This is a genomic window from Rhodococcus sp. IEGM1428, from assembly GCF_050321865.1.
Classification (GTDB): Bacteria; Actinomycetota; Actinomycetes; order Mycobacteriales; family Mycobacteriaceae; genus Rhodococcoides.
Genome location: NZ_JBNQFW010000008.1, coordinates 108,052 through 127,557, shown reverse-complemented (window position 1 = coordinate 127,557; position 19,506 = coordinate 108,052). Strand labels below are relative to the sequence as shown.

Annotated in this window: 17 protein-coding genes and 2 pseudogenes; 10 read left to right on the top strand and 9 right to left on the bottom strand. The window is 61.5% G+C overall.

Annotated elements, in window-relative coordinates:
* Positions 1-277: 277 nt before the first annotated feature.
* Positions 278-1,558: a hypothetical protein gene (locus tag ACQR3T_RS26335; protein WP_428695505.1), complete on the bottom strand. Its 1,281-nt coding sequence runs from the start codon at positions 1,556-1,558 to the stop codon at positions 278-280.
* Between the two features lie 297 nt (positions 1,559-1,855).
* Here ACQR3T_RS26335 and ACQR3T_RS26330 point away from each other — a divergent pair.
* Positions 1,856-2,061: pseudogene (locus tag ACQR3T_RS26330) on the top strand (hypothetical protein).
* Between the two features lie 408 nt (positions 2,062-2,469).
* Here the strand turns inward: ACQR3T_RS26330 and ACQR3T_RS26325 are convergent.
* Positions 2,470-3,069, bottom strand: coding sequence for a TetR/AcrR family transcriptional regulator (locus ACQR3T_RS26325; protein WP_428695504.1), 600 nt, complete (start codon positions 3,067-3,069; stop codon positions 2,470-2,472).
* Between the two features lie 277 nt (positions 3,070-3,346).
* Here ACQR3T_RS26325 and ACQR3T_RS26320 point away from each other — a divergent pair, with 277 nt between their 5' ends.
* From ACQR3T_RS26320 to ACQR3T_RS26290, 7 genes are read left to right on the top strand one after another with little or no spacing between them, the layout of a single operon-like run.
* The gene (locus ACQR3T_RS26320; protein ID WP_428695503.1) at positions 3,347-4,978 is read left to right on the top strand and encodes an ABC transporter substrate-binding protein; all 1,632 of its coding nucleotides are present in this window, start codon (positions 3,347-3,349) and stop codon (positions 4,976-4,978) included.
* Positions 4,978-5,931, top strand: coding sequence for an ABC transporter permease (locus ACQR3T_RS26315; protein WP_428695502.1), 954 nt, complete (start codon positions 4,978-4,980; stop codon positions 5,929-5,931). Before ACQR3T_RS26320 ends, ACQR3T_RS26315 begins: the two co-directional genes overlap by 1 nt.
* A 2-nt stretch (positions 5,932-5,933) precedes the next feature.
* A complete protein-coding gene (locus ACQR3T_RS26310) occupies positions 5,934-6,794 on the top strand; it encodes an ABC transporter permease (protein ID WP_428695501.1) in 861 nt (286 codons plus the stop codon).
* Positions 6,791-7,600: an ABC transporter ATP-binding protein gene (locus ACQR3T_RS26305; protein ID WP_428695500.1), complete on the top strand. Its 810-nt coding sequence runs from the start codon at positions 6,791-6,793 to the stop codon at positions 7,598-7,600. Before ACQR3T_RS26310 ends, ACQR3T_RS26305 begins: the two co-directional genes overlap by 4 nt.
* On the top strand, positions 7,597-8,481 hold the full coding sequence (locus ACQR3T_RS26300; RefSeq protein ID WP_428695499.1) for an ABC transporter ATP-binding protein: 885 nt from the start codon (positions 7,597-7,599) through the stop codon (positions 8,479-8,481). The genes ACQR3T_RS26305 and ACQR3T_RS26300 overlap by 4 nt, the downstream gene beginning before the upstream one ends.
* A 4-nt stretch (positions 8,482-8,485) precedes the next feature.
* Complete coding sequence (locus tag ACQR3T_RS26295) at positions 8,486-10,162, top strand: CocE/NonD family hydrolase (RefSeq protein WP_428695498.1); 1,677 nt, start codon at positions 8,486-8,488, stop codon at positions 10,160-10,162.
* Positions 10,159-10,629: a DUF3237 domain-containing protein gene (locus ACQR3T_RS26290; protein ID WP_428695497.1), complete on the top strand. Its 471-nt coding sequence runs from the start codon at positions 10,159-10,161 to the stop codon at positions 10,627-10,629. The genes ACQR3T_RS26295 and ACQR3T_RS26290 overlap by 4 nt, the downstream gene beginning before the upstream one ends.
* A 59-nt stretch (positions 10,630-10,688) precedes the next feature.
* Here the strand turns inward: ACQR3T_RS26290 and ACQR3T_RS26285 are convergent, their stop codons facing one another.
* The 3 genes from ACQR3T_RS26285 to ACQR3T_RS26275 are packed head-to-tail and all read right to left on the bottom strand — an operon-like array spanning position 10,689 to position 14,139.
* Positions 10,689-12,113: an aldehyde dehydrogenase family protein gene (locus tag ACQR3T_RS26285; protein ID WP_428695496.1), complete on the bottom strand. Its 1,425-nt coding sequence runs from the start codon at positions 12,111-12,113 to the stop codon at positions 10,689-10,691.
* A 46-nt stretch (positions 12,114-12,159) separates the two neighbouring features.
* On the bottom strand, positions 12,160-12,501 hold the full coding sequence (locus ACQR3T_RS26280; protein ID WP_428695495.1) for a cupin domain-containing protein: 342 nt from the start codon (positions 12,499-12,501) through the stop codon (positions 12,160-12,162).
* Between the two features lie 30 nt (positions 12,502-12,531).
* Positions 12,532-14,139, bottom strand: coding sequence for a PucR family transcriptional regulator (locus ACQR3T_RS26275; RefSeq protein ID WP_428695494.1), 1,608 nt, complete (start codon positions 14,137-14,139; stop codon positions 12,532-12,534).
* A 167-nt stretch (positions 14,140-14,306) separates the two neighbouring features.
* Here ACQR3T_RS26275 and ACQR3T_RS26270 point away from each other — a divergent pair, with 167 nt between their 5' ends.
* Positions 14,307-15,728, top strand: coding sequence for an NAD(P)/FAD-dependent oxidoreductase (locus ACQR3T_RS26270; protein ID WP_428695493.1), 1,422 nt, complete (start codon positions 14,307-14,309; stop codon positions 15,726-15,728).
* Positions 15,728-17,119 carry an NAD(P)/FAD-dependent oxidoreductase gene (locus tag ACQR3T_RS26265; protein ID WP_428695540.1) on the top strand — a complete coding sequence of 464 codons (1,392 nt, stop codon included), beginning with the start codon at positions 15,728-15,730 and terminating at the stop codon, positions 17,117-17,119. Before ACQR3T_RS26270 ends, ACQR3T_RS26265 begins: the two co-directional genes overlap by 1 nt.
* 90 nt (positions 17,120-17,209) lie before the next feature.
* On the opposite strand, the pseudogene ACQR3T_RS26260 reads toward ACQR3T_RS26265, so the two are convergent.
* The 4 genes and pseudogenes from ACQR3T_RS26260 to ACQR3T_RS26245 all read right to left on the bottom strand — a co-directional run.
* A pseudogene (locus ACQR3T_RS26260) lies at positions 17,210-17,443 on the bottom strand (NAD-glutamate dehydrogenase domain-containing protein); the annotation flags it as partial.
* A 35-nt stretch (positions 17,444-17,478) separates the two neighbouring features.
* Positions 17,479-17,754 carry a hypothetical protein gene (locus tag ACQR3T_RS26255; RefSeq protein WP_428695492.1) on the bottom strand — a complete coding sequence of 92 codons (276 nt, stop codon included), beginning with the start codon at positions 17,752-17,754 and terminating at the stop codon, positions 17,479-17,481.
* A gap of 19 nt (positions 17,755-17,773) precedes the next feature.
* The gene (locus ACQR3T_RS26250) at positions 17,774-17,923 is read right to left on the bottom strand and encodes a hypothetical protein (RefSeq protein ID WP_428695491.1); all 150 of its coding nucleotides are present in this window, start codon (positions 17,921-17,923) and stop codon (positions 17,774-17,776) included.
* Between the two features lie 182 nt (positions 17,924-18,105).
* Positions 18,106-19,500, bottom strand: a complete 1,395-nt coding sequence (locus tag ACQR3T_RS26245; RefSeq protein WP_428695490.1) for an aspartate aminotransferase family protein — start codon at positions 19,498-19,500, stop codon at positions 18,106-18,108.
* Between the last annotated feature and the right edge of the window lie 6 nt (positions 19,501-19,506).

Genomic DNA, 19,506 nt, shown 5'->3' with positions numbered 1-19,506 from the left:
AGGGAGCACCGTGCGGGCTCGGCGCAGATCCCGACACTTCCTCGCACTACTCGAGCTTGGGCACCGCTCACACGACTGGGGAGAGGCGTCACCGGGACACACCTTGCGCCAACCGAAGTCGACCCGCCGTCGAGAGCTGCTGATGCTGCTGCGAATACAACGCCCCGAGCACAGGTAGCGTCCGGTGGAACTGCAACCGGCACTGCCGGTGACAGATACAACTGACTGCGGCAGACCTCGACATCGGCTACCCGGCGCACCCCCGGGGCAATGACCGTCAGTCTTCAGACTTCTGCAAGATCGGAAATGTAGAACGCAGGTGGGAGTGGAGCTCCGCCGCACGTGCTGCGTATGCGTGCGATGAGTGTCCCAGTGTCTCGATCGCTGCCCTGTACGGATCGACATCGACCGCGCTGAACAAGGCCGGGACTGCCATGGAAGGCGCGTCGACCACCATGTCGTACGGGTCCGGCCGGTCTGCGAGCGGCTCGTACGATCCGGAGTACACCACCGAATCCGACTCGCTGTCGTCGTCGATATCGTCTGCGGCCGCCAGTTCCGATTCCCGGTCCGCACCGAGTTGCGCGAAGACCGTGCCGATCTCGGCGTAGGACGCGAACGGTGACGGCAGCGGTTGACCTGCAGCAAGTGCGTCGAGCGCCGGCCGCACCCAGGGCCGGTCCGAGAGGCCGGCGAAGTCGAACGCTGCACGAGCGCACCATGCGGCGATACTGCGCGCGGTGGGATCGTCTACTGCGAGGATCGATGTCACCAATGCTCGGTCGTATCGGGCGAGCTCCTGGCCACCGTTGTACGAGAGCACGTGGTGGATAGGCTCGCCGCCTCCCCACGCTGCCCACTCGCGCTCTCGTGCCTGCTGTTTCAGCTCGGACCGGTTCACCAGTTGCGTTGTTCCGTCCTCGTGAAAGACCGTGATCCATTTGGCTGGTTGGGAATCCGGCTCTGCACTGTCGCCGTGGATGTCGGTGATCGAGGGGGCCGGGTGAGACGTCGACCCCGCAGCGCCCTCGATCGAGCGTTCGTTCTCGGGGAAGCCGTAGCCTGGCATGTCCCACCGAATTGCTGCGCGAGCATCCGTCCCGTCATTGGGCCACAGGCGGATTCGCCACACGTCACCGGGTGTCGTTCCCCCGGGCCACCCATAGTTCACGAAACCACGACCGCTGACCTGAACGAGATAACTGCCGGGCGGGACAACGCAGTCCACCGGGGACGTGGTGGGCGAATCGATCTGCAAGACGCCGTCCGGACCGATGTCGAGGTGGTCTTCGATGATCTGTTGCCACTGATCGTCATCGATCGGCGGGCGCGCGGTGAACACCTCGACATCGATCTGCATCTCGAAGTTGTTCTGGTGAGGGCTCAAGACCACCATTGTCTGACCGTCACCGGCATTCGGTTGGTTGGCCAACGCCTGTTCGAGTAGGGGGTATTCGTTCTCGCCGTCGGCGAGGCCGCCTCGAAGGTAGAACTGTCCGTAATCCATCATCAGAACGACCTGCTCGGAATTGACGAGGCGTCCAGTCTGCTCACTCATGGCGAACACAGTGCCATCAGTCGGGGGCTGTGTACACGACACTGACCGATCGTTTCTACGCCTGGGCTCTTTACACGACAGGCCGGACTCGAGGTCAGCAAGCCCTGCACGCAGCTGCCGCTTTTCTCCGCTTCCACGATGACCTGGGTCTCGAAAACCGGTTTGCCAGTGAGAGACCTTGTCCGTCGAGCGTCGTCGGTTCTGGCACGAGTGGACAGCCTGCTCCCAGCGGAATTCCGTACCCTCCAGTGGCGGCGGCCGAACCGGCCGCTATCCGAGACGCAAGGAGGCACCTCCATGGCTGGAATCGCTGACAAGCTCGACAAAGCATACGAAGACAAGCCGCTCACCGAGCTCGTCGACGCACCCGTCGAGGCACTGCAGGGCGTCAGCCCGGGCGATGCCGAGCATCTCAAGGCCGCGTTCAACATCAAGACCATCGGCGATTCGGACGCAACAAGTACTTCCTGTGGGCGCAGTCGATCGCCAAGCTCGCCGAGTAGTTGCTACTCGTACCGTCGTCGGGAGCCACAGAGCAGCATGAGCCTGTGGCTCTAGTCGGCAATCCGCCTTTAATACCGTCGACTTCGGTCGACGACCTGAGCCTAAGAAGATAGATTTCACGGCTCGCGGCGCGAACCAGACCCGCTAGACGACCGCGCGCTCAGGTCAAGATCTCTGACGGTGCGGTAACTGCTGACTATGACGGTCCGTGCGGAACCGGGGTACAGATTCGCGTCGACGCGTCGAGCAGACGTACCTGGTCCGCGGTGAACGGTTAGATCATTGTTCTCGAACTGCGCGCGCGTGAATAGGTTGCACCACAACTACGCCATCCCTGCCCATATGAGTCCAGTCGATTACCGCGCCTTTTGTCGGTTCTCGGTCGACTGACTACTTGGCTTCTCGGATCAGCCGCGCATACTCGACGCCGCTATCAGCGCGGTGACGATCTGTTCGCCTGCAGTTCTGACGATGTCGTCGGAGTTGTTCTCGGGGTTCAGATCGCTCAGCAACGCGTTTCCAAGGGCGATGCTGAGAAGTGAATACGCGGTGGCGTCCAGGAGCGAAGGTAAGGCATGTGGCACTGCAGATTCCAGAGTCACTCGAATCGATTCCTGCATCCGTCCATACTCGGAAAACAAGGCACCGCGAAGAGTTTCGTCCGTTCTGGAGGCCTTCAGCAATTCCAGAATGATCGTATTGTCGTCGTTGGAGTCGGAGAGTTCCGGACCGAACAAGTAGTCGAGCATCGATGCGACGGACTCGAAATCTGGATGCTCCTGGATCCGCCGGCTTTGATCTTCCTGCTGACCAAGCAGCCAGTGAGTGAATTCCTTCATCAGTTCATCACGGTTGCCTACATAGTGGCGGATGTGGCCACGGCTCATACCGGACTCTTCGGAAATTTTGGACAGAGTAGTCGCCGAAAACCCATACATGGCGATGCAGCGCGCCGTCGATTCGAGAATCTCCTCCCTCCGCGTATCAGCCAGGTTGGGCCTGCCCATCGATGGTCTCCCGGTTTTCACTGTCGACGAAGTGGTGTGTAGCTACCACGTTGGCGTCTCGATGTTACGGCTGATGACGACGGTGTTGCGTTCAGAAGACCATTGTTAGTCACTATTGACTATTAACACCCGCGCGACCTATGTTCGAAACCAGCTACATGATGCAGCTCACATCACGGGCCAATCCGCGCACGTGCGGTCGCGTCGTTCATCGGGAGAAGGCCGAGTGCAGACGCTGCTTACCCACCGCTGATGCCCTCGCTAGGAGAAAAGCTCAATGATCTCGAAGAGAACGACCGTGACGATGGGCGTGATTCTGTCTCTGGCAGTCCTGGCGTCGTGCGCGGATGCGAGTCAGCAGGAGGAACCGATCACCCCTGCTGACCTGATCCTGACAACTCCGCCCGGTTCCACACCGGTCGACCACGTCACCTGGGGGTTGCCGTCCGGTGAACCGACGAGCCTAGACCCCATCAAGATCGGCGACGACGCGTCCAACACCGTTGAGTCGAACTTGTGCGAGAACGTGATGCGCCTGGAGCCGGACTTCTCGGTCGCTCCCAATCTGGCAAACAGTGCGCAGTGGGTCGACGACACCACATTCGTCATCGATCTGCGGCCCAATATCCGATTCTGGGACGGTACTACTGCAACCGCCGAGGACCTGGCGTACAGCATGTCGCGCAACCTCGATCCCGAAGGGGAATCAGTGTACTCGTCCGCGTACACGAACGTGGTCACCGTGGATGCGAGCGGCCCGAACGAGGTGACGGTCCAGTTTTCCGCGCACGACTCACAGTTCCTCAATGCACTGGCATCACCGGCCGGTGCCTTACAGCAACGGCAGTACGTCGAAGACGAAGGTGAATCGGTGGGTACACCGGACGGTGGACTCATGTGCACCGGCCCGTTCGAATTGGATTACTGGCGGCCGGGCGACAAGATCGCCACCAAGGCCAACGAAGATTACTGGCAAGGAATTGTTCCGAAAGTAGCCAACCTGGATTTCGAGTTCATCCCCGATGATTCGACTTTGACCACTGCTCTCGCCTCGGGCGAAGTGGACGGTGCATATACGATCCCGAACGCCAGCATCAACATTCTTCGGGGATCCAACAAGGGGTCGGTTTACTTCGGACCCGGCACCGCGTCGTTGAGTTTCGGACCTACGACGTCGGAAGGCCCGGCGGCTGATCCTGTGGTTCGCGAGGCGTTGGACTTGGCCATCGACAAAAGGCAGTACATTGCCACGGCGCTAGGTGGATACGGCGAGCCGCTCGCCACATTCACACCACCATTTGCGTTCGCCGGTATGGACGCAGCGGACGTCTACCAGGAAGGTTACGACGCGCTCGAACCTGGCAGGTACGACTTGGATGAGGCGAAGCGGCTGATGTCGACGGTGTCGTTGGACCGCACCGACCTCGTCTACGCAGTGCAAGCCGGTCAGCAGGCGAGTCTGACGGCAGCGACGATCGTGCAGTCGGCCGCTCGTGCAATCGGATTGAACATCAGCATTCGCCAGATGCAGGCCACCGACTTTGCGAACCTCTTCTACTCGCCGGAAGCCCGCGACGGGATAGATTTCGTGGGAACGATCGGCTACGTCGATACCCCCGGTGTCCTCACCTACGCAACGGAATTCGCAAGGCCTGAGGGCCTGTACAACTGGTCCGGCTACGACGATCCCGTGGTGACGGAGGACCTCGCCGCAGCCCGGATGGCGCGCGACCCCCAGGAGTCGGCTCGGGAGTTCGTCTCAGCTCAAGCCAGATTCGCCAAGGCTCGACTGCAGGTCTCGCTCGCCCAACAGTTCTCGACGCTGTATCTGAACGACGATCTCACCGGAGCAACAGTGTCCATTGCATACATCAATTCACCGTGGGCACTGAACCTCGGAGGCAAGTGATGAGAACAGTCCTTTCTTCACTCTCTCGCCGGTTGATCGTTGTGCTGGCCACCGTGTTCATCGCGAGTTTCGTGATCTTCGCATCGGTCGCATTGGCACCGGGGGACCCAGCGGCCGCCATGGTGGGCGGAACGACGCCGAACCCTGATGCATTGGCCGCCATCCGTTTTCAGTTTCGACTAGACGATCCACTGCTGGCCCGCTACTGGCACTGGTTGACCTCGACGGCCCACGGAGACTTGGGTACCTCGTTCGTGTACCGCTCCGATATCTGGGGGTTGCTGGCGCCGCGCCTGGAGACCACGTTGCTACTGGTGGCGTACTCGGCACTTCTGATCATCGTCATCGGCGTCGGATCAGGAGTCGTCGCGTCTTTGAGTTCCAGAGCCGTCGACAAGACAATCAACGTCGTGACGTCCGTTCTCATGGGAGTCCCGACCTTCGTCGTCGTCATCGTGTTGATCTTCATCTTCTCTCGGGTTCTACCGTGGTTTCCGGTCTACGGAACAGGCGAGGGCCTCGTCGACAAGCTGTGGCATCTGACATTGCCTGCAGTGGCGATGGCGGTTGCGTACTTGGCCTTCGTCTCTCGCATCACCCGCGCATCGATGCGGTCTCAGATGTTTTCCGAGCATGTCGAAACTGCCCGTAGCCGCGGAATCCCGCAGCGGTTGATTGTGTTTCGGCACGTACTGCGAAATGCGTCGAGTGAGATTCTGTCGGTGTCGGGGATTACCGTTGCCGGACTTTTTGCAGGAACTGCCGTGGCCGAACGAGCATTCGGAATCAACGGAATCGGATCGCTGCTGGTCGATGCAGCCAATCGAAGGGATCTACCAGTCGTGCAGATAATCTGCTTGTTCATGGTTGTCGCGTTCGTCGCTGTCAACATGATAGTCGACGTCACGAACGTGGCGATCGATCCTCGCATTGCGAGGGGGTCACGGTCGTGAGCGTGGCACAAGTACTGTCCGGTCGGAAGAAGTCGAAGCTACGCGCCAGTGCCGGATCGTTCGACAGCGTGACGATCGCAGCGGGACTCGTCCTCGGCTTGGCAGTGGTGTTGGCAGTGTTCGGACCGGCCCTGGCACCCTACGACCCCAGTACCATCGACCTGTCGAATGCCCTCGCGGGGTCATCCTGGGAGCATTGGCTAGGCACCGATCAGACGGGTCGGGACATCCTCTCCCGGCTGCTGTACGGTGCTCGGCCGACGTTGCTCGCACCATTGATCGTCGTGATCATTGCGACGGCAGTAGGTGCCGCTCTCGCAATCTCTGCCGCGTGGACCGGGGGTTGGTACGACTCGTTGGTCAGCAGAGTCCTCGACATCCTGTTCGCTTTCCCCGGGTTGATCCTGGCGATACTCGCGGTGGCAATCTTCGGTACCGGGTTGGCGGCTCCTGTGGTCGCGCTGTCGGTCACGTACGTTCCGGTCGTAGCGCGAGTACTGCGTTCGGCGGCTCTGCGCGAATCGAATTTGCCGTACATCGACGCGCTCTACGTTCAGGGAGCCGGCACGTTCTCCATCTGCCTCAAACATCTTCTGCCCAATCTGGCTCCATTGATCATGGTGCAAGCCACCATCGCCTTCGGATACGCACTACTCGATCTGGCCGCCATCTCCTACCTGGGGTTGGGCCAGCAGCCACCGAGCTCGGACTGGGGCCTGATGATCTCGGACGGACAGTCCTCGATCCTCGGAGGACATCTCGAGCAATCGCTCTACGCATCCATCTTGGTCGTCGTCGTGGTGGTGTCCGTCAACCTGATCGGCGACCGAGTCGCTCAACACTTCGAGGTGGAACAAGCATGACCGAAGGATCGGTACTCGAGATCATCGACCTCGAGCTCGAGGTACGCGCAGGGACAGATACCGTGGAGATTCTCCGCAAGGTGTCTTTGACCATCGGAGCCGGTGAAAGCCTTGGTCTGGTAGGTCAATCGGGTTCCGGAAAGTCCATGACGGCTCGGTGTATCACTCGGCTGCTTCCGCCGTCCGCAGTGACGCGTGGCCGAATTCTGTTCGGTGGGAACGATGTGCTGACGCTGGACAGGACGCAGCTTCGTCGGTTTCGCTCCCACGATGTCGCGATGGTATTCCAGGATCCTCGCGCTTATATAAACCCGTTGCAGACCATCGGCGAGTTTCTCGTCGAAGGTTTGGTGACCAATCATGGGAAGTGTCGACGCGAGGCAACCGCGACAGTGACAGCATTGCTCGACGATGTCGGAGTCGCGGGCGCGCAGAGGCGATTGCGACAGCGCCCGTACGAGCTGTCGGGAGGGATGCTTCAACGAGTCATGATCGCGGCGGCGCTCGCCATCGAACCGCGGTTGCTGTTGGCCGACGAACCGACGACGGCCCTCGATGTCACCACGCAGGAAGAAGTCGCGGCCATTCTGAGCGAACTTCGTAGCGAGCGCGGACTTGCGATGTTGTTCATAACCCACGATCTCGATCTCGCTTCTGCGGTGTGTGACAGCCTCGCGGTGATGAAAGACGGGTGCGTGGTCGAGAAACTCGACGCCCGGGACCCTGGCCGTGCGGCCACGCACCCCTATACGCGGCAGCTTCTCGACGCACGCGTCCCCTTCAGCCCCAAAGACGGTGTGGCATGAGTCGGCCAATTCTGGAAGTCGACGGTCTGGTGAAACGGTTCCGCACGGCCTCGGATGGACTCGGCTCGAGCGGGGACTTCGTCGCTGTCGACGACGTGACGTTCTCGGTCGAACAAGGCTCGTCGCTCGCCGTTGTCGGTGAGTCCGGTTCCGGCAAATCGACCATCGGCCGGATCATCGTCGGTTTGGAACGTGCATCAGCGGGCAGCATTGCAGTCGGTGGCTCGGAGTGGACCCCGACTCGGTGGGCGTCGCGTCACCAACGGCGGGGCCGCGGCAGACAGGTTCAGATGGTCTTTCAGGATCCCTATCAATCCCTCGACAGAAGGCAGAAGGTCCGAGACTGCATCGACGAATGCCTGCGTCTGCATTCCGAACGGGGCGCAGAGGCACGCAGGTCCCGCGTCGACGAATTGTTGGACCAGGTTGGGCTCGACGACCGGATGGCCGACGCACTGCCACGAGACCTTTCGGGTGGACAACGCCAACGCGTCGCCATAGCTCGCGCACTGGCAGCCGAGCCGGACCTGCTCATTCTCGACGAGGCAGTGGCGGCGCTCGATGTGGCCATCCAAGCGCAGGTCCTTCGCTTGTTGGACACCATCAGGGCGAGCACCGGAATCGCCTACCTGTTCATCTCGCACGACCTCGCTGTCGTTCGGCAGGTGTGCGACAACGTGATCGTCATGCGGCACGGGGCCATAGTCGAAAGCGGACCGACCGAATCCGTTCTTGCCGCGCCACAACACCCCTACACACAGCTTCTGATCGAATCGATCCCGCGTCCGGGTTGGATTCCGCAGCGACGATCGACCGATCACGCGTTTACCACCACGGCAGGCGCGAACGACTCGAATACACTTCCGAACTCGCGAAAGTAGAACCGTGACTATCGATTACACATCGGTGACGCCAGGCCCTGTGCCGGACGACGCCACCACCTACGACGTGCGCATGCGGGACGGTATTCGGCTGGCCACGGACCACTACAGCGTCGCGCAGAACACAGTTCTGGCACCGACGATTCTGATCCGACTCCCGTACGACAAGAACGGCGAGTACACGTTCATAGCCGACATCGCTCGTTACATGGTGCAGCGCGGTTACCACGTCGTAGCACAGGATGTCAGGGGAAAGTTTCGGTCCGAGGGCGAGTCCTTGCTCTTCGTCAACGAGGTGTACGACGGATACGACACCATCGAGTGGATTACCCAGCAGCCGTGGTCCGACGGCACCGTCGCGATGTGGGGAGACTCGTACTACGGGTACACCCAGTGGGCGGCGGTATCGTCTCGGCACCCCGCGCTCAAAGCCATCGCCCCACGAGTGACCGGAACAGGTCTGGGCGAGTTACCCGTTGCGGCCCCAGGTGCCAACACCTCCGATGTCGAGATGTCGATCATTCTGATGTACCCCTTGACCCATTTTCACTCTGCGGACACCTACGAGTGGGAGCCCGATTGGTCGACCCGCCCGTACATCGACGATCTCGAGAGCTTTCAGCGGCAGGTGGGTGCACGGTCGCCGTCGTTCGATCTGTGGTATCCGCAACCCGTTGTGCTGCGACGCTTTCCGAATGGAAGCCCGTTCGACGCACCGGCGGTTCCAGTATTGAACACCATCGGATGGTGGGACAACTGTGCTCCATGGTCGTGGCGTGATCACGCGGAGATACAGAAGCGACCCGCGTGGGCACACAACGAGTACCTGATGATCGAGTCCATCGATCACGAGAACAACCGGTTCGAGTTGCCGTTGGACAACAGTCCACAGCAGCGTGCCGAGATGCTGCCGCGTTACCTGGACCCTGCGCTGGAGTTCTTCGATGTCTTCGTGCGCGGCCTTGCTCCCGCATCGTCGATCCCCAAGGTTCGGTGGAACCTCGCGAACACCGCCGGCATCAGAGAAAGCGCATCCTGGCCACCCCCGAACACGAAGATTTTGGACCTCTACCTCGACGCCGATTCCCTTCTGTCCTCGGTTCCCGATTCACTTGCCCGTACCGCCGATTGGGTGCACGATCCCGACAATCTGGTGCCATCGACGGCCGAGAACCCGTTTGCTTTCCTCGAGGAGCTCCCGGACGAACGCGCCCTCGCAGCCAGAGCAGACGTCCTGGTCTTCACCTCCCCGATCCGGGATGCAGCACTGTACCTGGTGGGCGCGGTGTCGCTGGAAGCGAACGTATCGAGCACCGGCCCCGCCACAGATGTTTTCGCTCGACTGTACGACCTCAGCAGCGACGGTAAGCAGACTCGAATTGCGCGCGGCCAAGTGCGCATACTCGACACCACGGACAGCACACCGATCAGCATCGATATGGGTCAGCTGGGCTACGCCTTGGACGTCGGCCACGCATTGCGACTCCACGTCTGCAGTAGTGACTTTCCAGAGTTCATACCTCAGCCGGGTACCGATGAATCACCCTGGACAGCAACGACTGTCGCGACGACCACTCAGTCGCTCGAGCTCGGCGGTGCACGGGGAGCGCGATTGATCGTGCACACAGTGGACGCAGCCGACCTACCACCCACCACATCCACGAAGGCACAGCAGAAATGACCAACGCAGAATTCATGACGCCTGTTCTCGAGTTCGCTTTCGAAGCACGAGTGTCGGTCGACGACGGCTGGCACGTCGGCCGAGGCGCGGACGAGCAGCTGCATGTCACTCCCATCACCGGCGGAACGGTCGATGGGCCGCTACTCAACGGAATCGTCCTGGCCCTGGGAGCCGACTGGTCCGTCAAGCGCGGTGACACCACCACACTCGAAGCGAGATACCTCCTGCAAACCGACGACGGAGCTGTGATCGACATACTCAACCGCGGCTACTACCGAGCCGACCCAGAGTTGGAGCGTCGCATGGAGGACGGCGAGAACATTCCCGAAAGCAAGTACTACTTCCGCACCGCACCGGTGATGCAAACGGATGCGCCGCAATATCGCTGGTTGGCCGAGAACCAGTTCATCGGCATGGCTCGTGACGAGGACGGCCAGATCTGTATCAGGTTCTTTGTACTGAGATAGATGCCCGACACCGCAGGCCCTATCTCTGAAATGAGTCAGGGCCTGCGGTGTGTTCGGGGTCAGTAGTGTGCGCTCATGACGTGCTTGATCCGCGTGTAATCGTCGAAACCGTAGCCCGAGAGGTCTTTGCCGTATCCGGATACGCCAAAGCCGCCGTGCGGCATTTCGGATACGAACGGGATGTGGGTGTTGATCCACACACATCCGAAATCGAGCTCTCTCGTCATGAACTCGGCGGTGCCGTGATCCTTGGTCCAGACGCTGGCAGCGAGACCGTAGGGCACACCGTTCGCGAACCCGAGTGCCTGCTGCGCGGTGTCGAACCTCTGTACGGTCAACACTGGTCCGAAGACCTCTTCCTGTACCAGCCGGTCATCCTGCTTCACACCGGTGATGACCGTCGGGGCGAACAAGTATCCCTGTTCGCCCACCCGATGGCCGCCGATCCGCACCGTGACGTGTTCGGGAACGCCGACGAAAAAACTGCGCACCTTCTCGAAGTGACTCTCGTTGTTCAGCGGACCGTAGTCGGCTGTGTCGGCCGGATGCCCGGGAGTCGTCGAGGCGGCCTCAGCAACAAGCAGTTCCACGAACTCGTCGTGCACGCTCTCGTGCACGATCACTCGGGTCGCTGCCGTGCAGTCCTGGCCACCGTTGAAATATGCAGCCCCCGCGATCGCCGCAGCTGCCGCGGGCAGGTCTGCGTCGGGCCACACGACAGCAGGAGCTTTCCCCCCCAGTTCGAGGTGCACTCGTGTGACCGACTGTGCTGCAGACAAAGCAACTTCGACACCTGCACGGACCGAGCCCGTGATAGCCACGAGTCCTGCCGCGCCGTGTTCGACGAGCGCTCGGCCGGTAGTAGCGTCTCCGTTGACGACGTTCAATACACCCGCGGGGACGATGTCCCCGACGATTTCGGCGAGCAACACAGTTGACCGAGGAGTGGTCTCACTCGGCTTGAGGACGATCGTGTTTCCAGCGGCGAGCGCAGGTGCGATCTTCCAAATCGCCATAGCGAACGGGTAATTCCACGGCGTCACCTGACCTACGACACCGATGGGCTCACGCCTGATACTCGAGGTGTGTCCAGCAAGATACTCACCGCTGGACTTTCCTTCCAGCAGCCGCGCCGCGCCTGCGAAGAATCGAAGCTGGTCCACGCCCTGATCAATTTCCTCGGAGAGGATATGCCGAACCTGCTGGCCGGTATCCCTCGACTGAAGTTCGGCCAGTTCGTCTCTGCGCTGCGCAACACTGTCGGCGATGTCGAGTAGGTACTTCTGGCGTGCGCTCGGTGGCAGCCGCTTCCAGCTCAGTGATGCCCGCGCCGCCGCGGCGTACGCGGCGTCGACCTCGGACGGAAGAGACACTGGAACGACTCCGTCCACGGATCCCGTGACCGGATCGACGAGATCGAGGAATGTCGACGAAGCCGAGTCGACGAGTGTGCCATTCACGTAGTTCTTGATTGTATCGGTCATGTTCGGTTCTTCCCGTGTGGTGCGCCCTGGATGGTGCTGAACGCGATTAGGTGAGATAGAGCTTTCTGAGGGTCTCGTGGACCGTCCACGTGGTCTTGTCTCCCTCTCGCAGACGAACTGCAACGCCTGGGGAGAGCTCGATGGTGTCGCCGTTCTCGAACTTCACCGACGCAGCCCCGGACAGCACCACGAAGACTTCGTCCACTTCGATATCTCTGGCGACGCCTCGCGTCATCTCCCACACGCCCACTTCGGTTCCCGCGACCGCGGTGAGCGCACGGAAACCGGCCTCCGGCGCGCCCGAGACCGTCAATTCGGTAGCTATCGGGGTACGGGCTAGAGGAACGGCCGTATCGAGTAGTCGTTGCATACCCCAATGGTCCGTCATCGATTTCCACACACAGGCATCGGTTTGTCGTCAATCGCTCAAAGAATCCGACATTTCGTCGGCTAGCAGAGCCACATGGAGCGAGGTTCGCACTTCAGGATCGTCCAGATCGACTCCGAGTAGGCGCTCGATTCGAGCCAGCCGGTCATAGAACGCCGCCCGGGACAGGTGCAGACTGGCTGCAGCGCTGCTCTTGCTCACGGGATGTCGAAGCAGAGCCCGCACAACGGGCATCAACGTACCGTTCTTACGGGCACCTGCCTGTGCGTCGTGCCGACGCAAGGGACTCAACTCGCGGCCGACGAACGCGTCGAGTCTGGTGTCTCCGGCCAACAGGCCAATCAGTCCTCGAATGTGGAGGTCTGAAAGTCTGTGTACGACAACAGTACTGTCGGTTGCGGCACCGGTCGTAGGGACGGCGTCGGCAACTTGATTGGCCTCGGTCAGGCTTCGATCTATCTCGTCGTACATCAGCGTCGTGCGTCCGGCAGCAACGAGGGCGTCGTGATACTTGCGCAGACGCGATCCCAGGTTGTCGACCACCGTATCGGCGTCGGCGAGAACGGCGAGGGACAGCAGAATCAGAACGCCACCTTGCTCCTCGCAGACCAGCGCCGGAGCGGCGACTGCGTGTGCGGCACGCACGACGTGGGCAAGAACATCGTCGAGTCCGGCCGCCCCACCGGGGGCCCACTGGCGAACAGTCATTCCGACAAACTGGCGCCGGGTGACAGGGAAGTCGGCCAGGGCGCATCGCTGGATCAGATCGTCGGTCATCGCGCGCGTTCGTAGACCGTGGATCAATTCGTGATGTGTTCGGCGCGCCGCCGAGTGGTGGTGCTGGGCGTTCAAACGCTGTAAGGCCAGTGCAGCGGCGGCGCGCTCGGCGACGGCTACCAGCCGCTGAGACGGTTCGAGGTACGAGCCGATGACGAGTCGCCCCCAGGATTGACCGTCGGGGCCCAACCGGGTAACGAGCCACCCGTTCGTGGCATCCCACCCCGTTCTTGCCGCGATCGATACTTGGGACGACCTGCGTTGCCAGTGATCGAGAAACCCGCTTGCACTTCCAGGATCGGCGAGAAAATCGAGGGGCCGATGCTGTTCGTTCTCGATAACAACCGGACAGCCCGACAACCGGTGGACGGCCGCGAGCACTTCCGTTTGCCCCGAACTGGTGAAACTGAGTTCGGTGAACACCTCGTGCACCCGCTGGGCGTCCCGGAGGTCGGCCAGCTGACCGTCCACTATCCTCTCGCCGACGGCCTGCGCGACTGCAGCGAAGCGAACAACGCGGGTCAAGGCGACGAGCGGTAGGTTCGACACCTCGCATCCCTCGACGAGCGATTCCGGCAGACTGTTGCGCCAGCGTCGCCCCAGTTCGACGATCAGACCTGAACACCCGGCGTCAGCGAGACTGCATGCAAACTCCGCAAGCGCCGTGTCGTCGGACGGAAGGTGCGAACCCGTGGTCAGAACCAGGTCACCGCGGCGCAGTAGGGTTGCGATATCGGCAAGTTCGGTGGTGTGCACCCACCGAACCTCGTTGTCCAGACATTGGTTACCGGAAAGCACGACCGGTCCGCCGGGAAGAACCGAGGACATGTTCACCACGTCGCTGACGGTGGGGAATGGCATCTCGCGTTCTCACTTTTCGGAAAATGACACATTGTCGCTGTTCTGGTGAGAAACCCTACAGTCTGTCGACGCAGTCGCCGTGCCCGAACAGGCAGTATTGAGCGTGCCTCGATGGATTTCATCGAGGCACCGGGTACAGCGCGACCTCGAATACCGAAGGAGCAGCGATGGTCCACTCGACCGCGCACAGCACCGCTTACGAAATCAATGCACCTGATCCCCGCCGCGTCGATCGCGCACTACGGGGGTCCAGACACAAGGCCTTCTGGCTCGACGACGTCGAGCCAGCGTCCTCCTATCCCGCGCTCACCACGGCCGCGACGGCCGACCTCGTCGTGATCGGGGGTGGGTATCTGGGTCTGTGGACCGCACTGTTGGCCAAGCGTGAGAATCCCGCACTCGATGTCCTTCTTCTGGAGGGCGAGACCCTCGGGTGGGCTGCGTCCGGGCGCAACGGCGGCTTCTGTGAAGCCTCCGTCACACACGGCGAAGAAAACGGTCGCTCCCGCTGGCCAACAGAGTACGACTCGCTGCACCGACTCGGCACCGAGAACCTCGACGAATTCGAACGCGACGTTCACGAGTTGAGACTCGACTGCCAGTGGGAACGGACGGGAACTCTCACGGCGGCAGTCGAGCAGCACCAACTGCCCTGGCTCGACGAGATCGGCGCGGCCATGACTGCGGAAGGTGTCCGCCGTGAGATCGACAGTCCACTGTTTCTCGGTGGTGTGTGGGAGCGAGATCACTGCGCGTTGGTGCACCCCGCCAAACTCGTGAAGGAACTTGCCAGGGTTGCGGTGGGACTGGGAGTTCGGATTCACGAACACTCGAGAGTTGTCGGACTCGACACTCCTCGCACGGGCCGCGCCACCGTCTCGACGGCGAGGTCTGTTGTCTCGTGCGATCGAATTGCGCTTGCTACGAATATCTTTCCCGGTCTGCTGAAGCGAAAGAGCGCCTTCACCGTGCCGGTGTACGACTATGTGCTGATGACCGAGCCGCTTTCGGACGATCAGATGTCTGCCATCGGCTGGAAGCACCGGCAGGGACTGACCGACATGGCCAACCAATTTCACTACAGCCGGTTAAGTGCGGACAATCGTATTCTGTACGGCGGATACGACGCGATTTACCATCTCGGTGGGCGAATATCGCCGAAATACGAGGACCGCACCGACAGCTACCGGCGGTTGGCGTCGCACTTCCTCGCGACGTTTCCGCAATTGGCGGACATCGAATTCACGCATCGGTGGGCCGGAGTGATCGACACATCTACTCAGTTTTCGGCGTTCTACGGAACAGCGCGCCATGGACGCGTGGTGTATTCGGCCGGCTTCACCGGTTTGGGTGTGGGCGCGACCAGGTTTGCGGCAAAGGTGCTCGTGGACTTGATGTCCGGGACTGACACCGAACTGACTCAGCTCGATATCGTACGCAAGAAGCCACTGCCCTTCCCGCCGGAACCGGCGGCAGGTATCGGTATCAACATGACTCGGTGGGCACTCGATCGTGCAGATCATCGTCGAGGCGAACGGAACACATTCTTGCGCACCATGGACGCACTGGGTCTGGGGTTCGATTCGTGATGGACTCCGAACGCAGCTTTGCGCGAACGAACGGCCGAATCTCACACTGGTACAACAGTATCGGAGACGCTCCGATTTGGGATCCGCTTCGCGGAGACATCGACGTCGATGTCGCGATCGCGGGCGCGGGGTACACCGGACTGTGGACCGCGTACTACCTCGCGAAGGCCCGCCCTGAGCTGCGCATCGCCATCGTGGAACGGCGGTTCGCCGGGTTCGGCGCGTCCGGGCGCAACGGCGGCTGGTTGACGGATCACTTCTCGGCGCCACCCGAATCCATGGGCCGACCACAGGCTTTGGCCATGAAGGCCGCCATGCAACGGTCCATCGACGAGATAATCGAGGTGGCCGAACGCGAGGGAATCGATGCGGACATCGTCAAGAGCGGCATCCTCTCCGTGGCCCGCGGACCAGCGCAGGACGAGCGGCTGAGTCAACACCTCGAACACGAGAAACTCTGGGGCACAGCCGCAGAAGATATCTGGTCCCTGTCCTCGTCCGAGCTGAACGATCGACTCCGGGTCGACGGGGCGACCTCGGGTGCGTGGTTCGCGCACGGTGCACGGGCGCAGCCCGCGAAATTGGTTCTCGGCCTGGCCGAGCTGGTGGCCGGACTCGGCGTCGACATCTACGAGAACACGGCGGTCGAATCGATCGAGCCCGGCATGATGACCACCGACCGAGGGCGGGTGCGTGCGCCGATCGTGCTCTCGTGCTTGGAGGGATACACCGGATCGCTGGCAGGGCAGAAGCGAACCCTGTTGCCTCTGAACAGTGCAATGATCGTCACCGATCCGCTCACAACCTCCCAGTGGGATCGAATAGGCTGGTCCGGCAACGAATTGATGGGCGACAGCGCGCACGCATACTGCTATGCACAACGTACCGCAGACGGACGAATTGCAATCGGCGGGCGCGGTGTGCCCTATCGGTACCGATCACGAATCGACGTCGACGGTCAGCCACAAGAGTCCACTGTGCGATCGCTGGTGTCACTCCTGCACGCATACTTCCCGAGTTTGTCCGACATCGGTATCGCACACGCATGGTGTGGAGTACTCGGAGTGCCCCGCGACTGGTCCTCGTACGTCCGATACGACGCGGAATCAGGCTTCGGAACGGCCGGTGGCTATGTCGGCAACGGGGTGACGACGTCGAATCTCGCCGGCCGAACGCTGCGTGACCTCGTCCTGTCGCAGGACACCGAGTTGACCGCACTTCCTTGGGTCGGTCACGAGTACAGGCGCAATTGGGAAGTCGAGCCCCTGCGGTGGATCGGCACCCGGACGGTGTACTCCCTCTACCGCGAAGCAGACCGTCGGGAACAAGCCGCACGCCTCCGCCGCAACAGCGTCTACGCAGGAATAGCAAGCCGGATCGCCGGACGATAAGGGGGCGGCAGGCTCTCCTGAGGCGACGTCGCCGTTCTTGACCGACTGAGTTGTGGCCAGGCCGAGCACTTCGACTCGAAAATCGTAGAGGTGACCGGACCAGCGCGGCCCGCCGCGTGCCAACGACCCGAACCGTGGGTGCACACCTTCGGTGCCGGGGGAGCGGACGTCGATCTCGTATTTCGGGCGCGAATGGGGGAGCTCGTCGATCAATTCCGGTGACAATTTGAACGACAGGTGGCGCGCCGCTGCTCTCCGACTCCGCCGTCGCGGTAGAAATTCGTCCGCATGGTTGTGGTGATCAACCCGATACCCACGAAACACTGTGTCCACGTAGAGATTGCGAATCACTTGAGCCGCTATTCGACGGCGCTCAGGCACTGCTCGACGAGGTTCGTGCGGCGGGAGGGGTCATCTGTGAGTGCGGGATCGAACTGCGCGTGAAAGAGGTCGACCAGTGCGCGGGCAGTCTTCGAGTGGTCGAGCAAGATCGCTTGGATGCGGTACAGACTCAACGGCAGATCGGTTTGTTCGAGGTACCGCCCGTAAGCACCCAGGACGAAATCTCGCGCCAGCCGAGTCCGGCGGTCAGGATCAATACGGCGAATCGGTCGAGCTCGGTTCAGTCGGCCCACACGGCGCGCACGGCGTCGGTCACGGCGGGTCGATCTTTCCGAGTACCGAGCCTTCGTCCAAACCCTGTGGGGCGGTGGTGGTGAACTGGTGGTCGAAGCAGATCAAACCCGTCGCGGCGTTCCAGTGTGACGGTCCGTTGATCGGTGATGCCAAGTCGAAACTGGCCAACTGCAGAACGCTTCGAGCGAGACCGGCCGGTCGTTGCTGTAGAACGCGATCTTCGGTGTAGTTCCCGTTGTGGCGTAGACGTCGATCTCGACGGAGGATTTGCCGAGCACCTACAGCAGTGATGCGTGTTCGTCCCGCGGGCACCGTTGATCGCGGGACGAACCAGCGTGCTGACCGATGGGTCAGGAGACGATGTGTGAATCCGCGACGTCGAGGGCGGCGTCGAGGGCCTTCAGGCCTTCGACGACCTCGGTGTCGCTGACCGTACACGGAGGCACAGCGTGGATTCGGTTGAAGTTTGCGAACGGCAGGATGCCGTTCGCTTTGCACGCGGCGATCACCGCGGCCATCGCGGGACTGCTGGTGCCGTAGGGGGCCAGCGGTTCGCGGGTAGTGCGATCGGCGACGAGCTCGATGGCCCAGAAGACACCGAGACCGCGTACGTCACCGACGGAGGGGTGTTTGGTCGCCAAGTCTCGCAAGCCGGGCCCGAGCACCTCGTTCCCGATACGAGCAGCGTTATCGACGATCTGCTCGTCCTCCATCGCGTTGATCGTTGCCACTGCTGCGGCGGTCGCCAATGGGTGGCCGGAGTAGGTCAGGCCACCGGGGTACGCCCTATCGGCGAAGGTCGCCGCTATCTCCGCACTGATGGCCACGCCGCCGAGAGGAACATAACCGGAGTTCACTCCCTTCGCGAAGGTGATCAGATCGGGTATCACTCCGAAGTGGTCGATCGCGAACCAGTGTCCGGTCCGGCCGAAGCCGGCCATCACCTCGTCGGCGATGAGGATGATGCCGTAGCGATCGCAGATCGCGCGTACGCCCCGCATGTAGCCGGCTGGCGGAACCATGATTCCTGCTGTGCCAGGAACGGATTCGAGGACAATCGCAGCGATGGTGCTCGGGCCTTCCAGTTGCACTGTGCGCTCGAGTGATTCGAGAGCACGCTGGCACTCCTCGTGCTCGGTCGTGGCATGGAATTGCGACCGGTAGAGGAACGGGCCGGCGAAGTGGACGACACCGCTGTTGCCGTAGTCGTTGGGCCACCGTCGCGGGTCACCGGTGAGGTTGATAGCGGTGTCGGTTCCGCCGTGGTACGAACGGTATCTCGCGAGTACCTTGTATCGGCCGGTGTGCAAGCGCGCCATACGAACTGCGTGCTCGTTCGCGTCTGCTCCGCCGTTGGTGAAGAAGATCTTGTTCAGATCCCCCGGGGTGCGCTCGGAAATCAGTCGTGCTGCTTCCGATCGAGCATCGTTGACGTACTGCGGTGCCACCGTGCACAGCCGTGCTGCCTGTTCTCGGATGGCCTCGACGATTCTCGGGTGTTGGTGGCCGACATTGGTGTTGACCAACTGGCTGGAGAAGTCGAGTAGCCGTCGCCCGTTGCCGTCCCATATGTACGATCCCTCGGACGCCACGATCGTCATCGGGTCGATCTGGTCCTGAGCGGACCAGGAATGGAAGACGTGGGTTCGGTCGAGTTCGTAAGCCCGGCGTCCGCGTTCGAGTTCGGAATCGAGATCGAGGCCGCGCGGCAGCGCCGATTCGGATGTTTCCGTTGTCAACGTCATGATTGT

Bases quoted from the DNA above. Each gene is read 5' to 3' on its own strand.
- ACQR3T_RS26315 (WP_428695502.1), top strand. From the start codon at position 4,978: ATGAGAACAGTCCTTTCTTCACTCTCTCGCCGGTTGATCGTTGTGCTG.
- ACQR3T_RS26335 (WP_428695505.1), bottom strand. From the start codon at position 1,558: ATGAGTGAGCAGACTGGACGCCTCGTCAATTCCGAGCAGGTCGTTCTG.
- ACQR3T_RS26245 (WP_428695490.1), bottom strand. From the start codon at position 19,500: ATGACGTTGACAACGGAAACATCCGAATCGGCGCTGCCGCGCGGCCTC.
- ACQR3T_RS26280 (WP_428695495.1), bottom strand. From the start codon at position 12,501: ATGACGGACCATTGGGGTATGCAACGACTACTCGATACGGCCGTTCCT.
- ACQR3T_RS26300 (WP_428695499.1), top strand. From the start codon at position 7,597: ATGAGTCGGCCAATTCTGGAAGTCGACGGTCTGGTGAAACGGTTCCGC.
- ACQR3T_RS26325 (WP_428695504.1), bottom strand. From the start codon at position 3,069: ATGGGCAGGCCCAACCTGGCTGATACGCGGAGGGAGGAGATTCTCGAA.
- ACQR3T_RS26265 (WP_428695540.1), top strand. From the start codon at position 15,728: ATGGACTCCGAACGCAGCTTTGCGCGAACGAACGGCCGAATCTCACAC.
- ACQR3T_RS26285 (WP_428695496.1), bottom strand. From the start codon at position 12,113: ATGACCGATACAATCAAGAACTACGTGAATGGCACACTCGTCGACTCG.
- ACQR3T_RS26320 (WP_428695503.1), top strand. From the start codon at position 3,347: ATGATCTCGAAGAGAACGACCGTGACGATGGGCGTGATTCTGTCTCTG.
- ACQR3T_RS26270 (WP_428695493.1), top strand. From the start codon at position 14,307: ATGGTCCACTCGACCGCGCACAGCACCGCTTACGAAATCAATGCACCT.
- ACQR3T_RS26305 (WP_428695500.1), top strand. From the start codon at position 6,791: ATGACCGAAGGATCGGTACTCGAGATCATCGACCTCGAGCTCGAGGTA.
- ACQR3T_RS26275 (WP_428695494.1), bottom strand. From the start codon at position 14,139: ATGCCATTCCCCACCGTCAGCGACGTGGTGAACATGTCCTCGGTTCTT.
- ACQR3T_RS26290 (WP_428695497.1), top strand. From the start codon at position 10,159: ATGACCAACGCAGAATTCATGACGCCTGTTCTCGAGTTCGCTTTCGAA.